We start from the raw sequence: 3,898 nt of genomic DNA, 5'->3' as shown, positions 1-3,898 counted from the left end.
CCTTTCCGTGTCTGTGATGTTAGAGGGAATACTCATACCTGCTGGATGCTTGGCTCGTTTATTGCCGTCGGGGTTGTATCTATTTCTATCGAGGCAGTTGAGTAGCTTCAGCAAATGGTTCACATTACACTGGGCGTTTCTGGGAGCGCCGCTTTGATTCTGGTAATAGGCGATGCGGAATTTTGTATTTTCTTTAGCTTCTAGCTGGGCTAAATACTGCTTGAGAAATTTGTAATCACCCCTGGCGTTGACTTTGGAACGCGAATCTACTGGCGTTGTCGTGTTTGAGGACAGAGCGATATCTTTAGCTTCGTCTTCAGTAAGTCCAATGTGGATGGTAATTTTTACCCTGGCTTTGGTTAGGTCGTACTTGTAATTTTTAGCTTGCTCAAACGCTAAAACTGTGTGACCGCCGTTTATAATGCCATCACTACCTCCCTCGCTGGCTTCTAAAATTTCTAGTTCGAGTGAGGTTTTGCTTGGTTTAACTTTATTGGCTGACAGAACGATTCCACTGTGACGGGAGAAGAATTTTTCGGGTTGAGTAGTCAGGGAGTCGAAGACTTGTCTGTAGGTCGCGCTTTTGCGGTTTGGTTCCCTGATGTTCGGTTCTAGGGGCAGGTCTGTTGGGAACGAGTCTACATGAGCCGTGGCGATGATGCAATTGGGGTTGGCTTGAAAATAGTTATCTATCTTGATGTTCCAAGTCTTGGGCATAGTTTGTTTGCAATGCAAGTGCAATTTATATATTAGCCAAAACCCTTAGTCTGATATTACTTTTTCAGAAATGCCGTGTACCGTTAAGTATTGGACTACAACAAATAAAAGCAGTTTATTGGTACAAATGTATTATAAACTAGGATAAGTTGAGCTATGCACCTTTTGTGGTTCCGTCGAGATTTACGATTAGCTGATAACGAAATTGTCACAATAGCAACTGCTGACGGTGCAGGAGTTTTGCCATTCTTCATCATTGACCCTTGGTTTTATACCTGGGCTGATGTGGGAACTGCCAGAGTTCGGTTCCTATTTAAGTCTTTGGAAAATCTCAACTCAAATCTTCAAAAGTTAGGTAGTCGGCTGTACTTATTTGAAGGTAATTCTACAGACATTGTGCAAGAGTTGACTAAGCAGTTAACTGAGCAAGGGTATAAACCCAAACTTTTCTTTAACCGTGATGTGCAGGTAGAGTATGGTATCAGCCGGGATAAAACTATAGTTGATTTTTACAAGCAGCTGAATCTCGACTACCACATTGGGCTGAACAACTTTTTGCAATCACAAGATAAACGTGATCAGTGGTTTAACGAATATTATACCTATCAAAGACAATCCCAATATCAAGCGCCAGCAACTATTAATACGCCTCAAATCACACTCAGTCTACCAGAGTTAACATTCTTAGAACTTAAACAAAACTACCATCGCTTTTGGGCAGTAGAGAAAGTTTACTTTCCAGGGGGCGAAACACAAGCACAAGCTCAACTAGACTCATTTCTCAAAAAAAGATATTACGGATACCATTGGAAACTTTCTCGCCCAATGCTCTCACAGCTTGGTGCTACATCTCATTTATCACCACACCTGACTTTTGGGACTATTTCAACTCGCACTGTTTACCGAAGCACTAAAGCTAGAGCAGAAGAATTAAAAACTCAACCCAAGGCACAATTCTCCCTTAAAGCATTTCGAGACCGTTTACGCTGGCATGATAGTTTCACTCAAAGACTCTATTTTTATCCAGAAATTGCTTATACTAACCGTTACCCGGAATTTGATAGTTTGTATACACCATCAGAATTATCACCTGCAAAACAAGAATTATTCCAGGCTTGGCTTGAAGGAATGACAGGTTTCCCTTTAGTAGACGCAAGTATGCGGCAACTTCAAACGATGGGCTGGATGAACTTTCGGATGAGGGCAATGTGTGCCACGTTTTTAACTATCAACTGTGGTATTTCCTGGCATCACGGCGCTAAACACTACATGAACTATTTAGTAGATGGAGATTTAGCAATTAATAATTGGCAGTGGCAGATGCAGGCTGGTGCAACTAATCCACTTAGCGATACTTTCCGCATCTATAATCCGTCGAAGAATGTTGCAGAAATTGACCCTCAAGGAGACTTTATTTACCACTGGATACCGGAACTGCGGGGCTATAGTTTACCAGAAATTGAACAGGAGAAATACATTAACAATAGTTATTATCCACAACCAATTTTAGATTGGTCAAAGACACGTAAAACTAATGGCAAGATTGTCTCTGATTTGCGAAAGCAAACTAAACAGCGATTAGTTAGCGAAGCTGGAGATGAATATGACGGTGCTTTTGCTGCTAAAGAAACTGTTGATAAATACTGGCAGCATAAAGACAGAGAGTACAAAGAATATCAACAAAAGGTTACTGAGTCGCAGGAGTAAAGCTGACAAGCAAGAAGAAATTAATGTGTAATTTCTTCTTGCAGTTAAATAATCTATCGCTTTCAAAACGCCTTATTAGATTGCTCTAATGTTTCATAATTTTCTGCCATTACAAGTTAATCAACTCAAAGACCCAGAGACGATCGCTTTCGTCCAAAGTATTGAAAGAATTTCCCTTGCAACCTCCCTGAGCCAACACCCAATCCTCACAACCTATATAAAAAAAGGTAGTGGGGTAACACCAATTCTGCTGCTACACGGCTTCGACAGTTCCATCTTAGAGTTCCGTCTTCTGTTGCCATTACTTGCTACTCAAAAGGAAACATGGGCAGTAGATTTGTTAGGTTTTGGCTTTACACAAAGGCAAAAAGAAATAAATTACAGCCCAACTACAATCAAAATTCACCTTTACGATTTTTGGAAAACTTTAATCAACAGGCCGATAATACTAGTAGGTGCATCAATGGGAGGTGCAACTGCTATTGATTTTACTCTCACTTACCCTCAAGTTGTAGAATCACTAATATTGATTAATAGTTTAGGTTACACTAATTCTCCCGTCTTTACCAAATACTTGTTTCCGCCTTTTGACTTTTTGGCTGTAGAATATCTACGTCAACGCCACATTTGGGCATTAAATTTATGTAGTAAGTTACCTAATTTAGATACCAAAATACTTTTGGCAATTCAGTGCGCCATGCTACATCAAGAAATGCCGCTTTGGCATGATGCTTTGATTGATTATGTCAAAACTGGAGGTTATAGCAACTTGGCAGATAGAATTGCCAAAGTTGAAAAACCAACACTGATTTTATGGGGAGAAGCTGATGACATGCTCCCACTTGAAGATGCAGAAAAATTTCAGCGCTCCATTGCCAATTCTCAATTAGTAAAACTTAAAAATTGTGGTCATGCCCCTCAAATTGAACAGCCCCAAATCACATCTCAACATATTTTGCAATTTCTGAATAAGTGTAATTTCTAAGTGATTTAACTAGCTACTCCTTAATCTATTACAAAAAGCTATTACAAAAAGTTCACTATCCCCAGACGCAAGATTTCTCGTGTAAAGTCACAGGAATACCCGATAGTTGCATCAGCAAGAAACTTGCCAGCCAAACACTCTTTTGTTACCCCATAACCCCCAAGAATTTCAACTGCTGTTTGTGCGTTTTTGATTGCAACATCCACTGCAAAGGTTTTGGCGGCTGGTGCTTTGATTGTGGCGGCAAGTTGGGGAGAAGTTTCTGCTGTAACTGCTGCATCCCACACCATCAGTCTTGCAGCTTGAGTGTTAATCATCATGTCCGCTAATTTTAAAGCCACTGACTGACTATACTTTTGCAGTTTTTACTATTTGTGGATGAGTAATAATACTCATGGCATGAGAAGAGGATTTCTTTAAAAACTAGTTCACTAACGCGTCGGACTAGTTATTTTTTTTACATAACTAGGTTTTTTCACACTTAATAAG

General features: G+C 40.0%; 4 protein-coding genes. 2 read left to right on the top strand and 2 right to left on the bottom strand.

Annotation, left to right across the window (positions count from 1 at the left end; translation table 11 throughout):
• The coding region (locus tag ACEW80_RS26785; RefSeq protein ID WP_373529514.1) for an AIPR family protein at window positions 1-717 on the bottom strand (717 nt) is incomplete at its 3' end.
• A gap of 156 nt (window positions 718-873) precedes the next feature.
• Between ACEW80_RS26785 and ACEW80_RS26780 the strand changes: the two genes are divergently transcribed.
• Both ACEW80_RS26780 and ACEW80_RS26775 read left to right on the top strand, forming a co-directional pair.
• Complete coding sequence (locus tag ACEW80_RS26780) at window positions 874-2,424, top strand: FAD-binding domain-containing protein (RefSeq protein ID WP_373529513.1); 1,551 nt, start codon at window positions 874-876, stop codon at window positions 2,422-2,424.
• Between the two features lie 88 nt (window positions 2,425-2,512).
• Complete coding sequence (locus ACEW80_RS26775; protein ID WP_373529512.1) at window positions 2,513-3,409, top strand: alpha/beta fold hydrolase; 897 nt, start codon at window positions 2,513-2,515, stop codon at window positions 3,407-3,409.
• A 41-nt stretch (window positions 3,410-3,450) separates the two neighbouring features.
• Here ACEW80_RS26775 and ACEW80_RS26770 read toward each other — a convergent pair whose 3' ends face one another.
• Window positions 3,451-3,750 carry an acyl-CoA dehydrogenase family protein gene (locus tag ACEW80_RS26770; protein ID WP_373529511.1) on the bottom strand — a complete coding sequence of 100 codons (300 nt, stop codon included), beginning with the start codon at window positions 3,748-3,750 and terminating at the stop codon, window positions 3,451-3,453.
• Between the last annotated feature and the right edge of the window lie 148 nt (window positions 3,751-3,898).

This window comes from Nostoc sp. (assembly GCF_041747015.1).
Lineage (GTDB): Bacteria > Cyanobacteriota > Cyanobacteriia > Cyanobacteriales > Nostocaceae > Nostoc.
The sequence above is the reverse complement of the archived record's forward strand: the minus strand, read 5'-3'. Positions and strand labels throughout refer to the sequence as shown.